This is a genomic window from Clostridium sp. D43t1_170807_H7 (genome assembly GCF_015555905.1).
Lineage (GTDB): Bacteria > Bacillota > Clostridia > Clostridiales > Clostridiaceae > Clostridium.
The window spans coordinates 1-1,707 of record NZ_JADNLK010000070.1 but is presented as its reverse complement, the minus strand read 5'-3'; the positions used below and the strand labels follow the sequence as shown (position 1 = coordinate 1,707).

1 protein-coding gene and 1 pseudogene are annotated in these 1,707 nt (G+C 28.3%); both read left to right on the top strand.

Annotated features, from left to right (window positions below):
• Window positions 1-855 (top strand): annotated as a pseudogene (locus I2E98_RS16150) (hypothetical protein); the annotation flags it as partial.
• Window positions 855-1,292, top strand: coding sequence for an SMI1/KNR4 family protein (locus tag I2E98_RS15775; RefSeq protein WP_195469812.1), 438 nt, complete (start codon window positions 855-857; stop codon window positions 1,290-1,292). The pseudogene I2E98_RS16150 and the gene I2E98_RS15775, both read left to right, overlap by 1 nt.
• The last annotated feature ends 415 nt before the right edge of the window (window positions 1,293-1,707 follow it).

The following is a 1,707-nucleotide window of genomic DNA, read 5'->3' as shown; positions in this document are numbered from 1 at the left end:
GGTGTAAATATGATAACAGGAGAAAAGTTATCGTTGGCAGAAAGATTAATTACAGCTGCATGCTTCTTTATACCAATGGTAGGAGCATCATTCGTAAGAGAATCAGGACAAGGAATAGTTAAGTTCATAGGAAAACACTGGGATGAAGCGATGCAATTTGCTTCAAAGTATATAGATGAAGGAATTACTTTGATATCAAAACATTGTGGAGATTTCTTAATAAATATAGCTAAAAAAGGTGATAATCTCTCAACATTATTAAAAAGAGCATTTAATTTTGGTGATGAAATAGAATTTGCTGGAGTAGGAACACTTAAGGGAGATCCTGAGGTTAGTACGAAGTTACAGGATTTTGTATCTAAGATTAGTGGTAAAGTTGATAATGTAAGTAGTAAGACTTTAAATGGGGTCAGTAACCCTAAAATAGATTATAATTTAGTTAAAGACTATGTGAGAGATGTTGAATCAAGAACTGGAATAAAATTATCTGAAAATCAAGTTGAAGAATTAAAGAATGCATTAAGAAATAAGGAGTACTCAAAGTTAACAACTAAAGAAACTGCAAAACATAGAAATGAATTTAATAAAGTTAAAAATAACTTGATTGAGCAATGGGAGAATAATACAGGACAAAAATGGCCAATATACACTGAAGATGTTATTTCTCCTAAGACAGGAAAGGTTGTTAGAAAAGCAGGGGATAAGTATGATGCACATCATATAATTGAAAATTCATTTGGTGGAGAACATGAGTGGTGGAATATACATCCAGCTAAGTTTCCAAATGAACATCAATCAGGAATACATGGAGCTGGTTCTCCAGCAAGTGAGCTATTTAAGGGAGGTAATAAGTAGTGAAATATGATTTTTTAAAAGGTAATAATAAAAATAAATTTTATCCAGTGAATATAAAAGAGATAGATGAATTAGAGAAGGCGTTAAAATTAAAAGTTCCAAAAGAATTAAAAGATTTTTTATTAGAGATTGGCTATGGATTTATTAATGGGTCAGAAGGTAATGTGAATCGTATTATGGATACAGATTCAATTAGAGATTTTAGATTAAGGAAAGGTGATTTTGAATTCTATCCTGATATTGAGATATATGATGAATATGAAGAAGGAAAGTTAATATTTTTTGAGGGGAGTGAATCAGCATTAATATCAATAGAATTAACTGATAATAATATAAATAATATTTTTTATTATGATATTAAAATAGCGAATTCATTAGATGAATTTTTGATAAAGATTCAAGAAGATGATAATTATTATTTAGAAATGCTAGACTAAAAACTTAATGCATAATAAAGAATAACTTAATTTCATAAAAATTATAGATAGAAGAAATGAGTTGAATAAATAAAATGAAGAAAGTTTAATGCAGAAAATGATACTGAAATAGTACAAATATTTTTAAAAACTAAGATAACTAGGATTAAAAAACACTGTAAGTTACAAGGTAAGGAAATCCTAGATTCAATAATTCAACTTAAAAGTTAGTGAAATTGAGCAATATTAGCACTTGAGGATATTGATTTAAAGAGTTTGTAGATAATTTAAAAGAAGGATTTTTTAACTTTTTAGATGGTTGCAAAGATTTTGTAGTAGGGGCATTTAATTCTGTAGTATCTGTTTTAGCATCACTAATTAATATTGTAGCTCAAGCACTTATTGGTATAGTAGCAGGATTAGGATATTTAGGTGG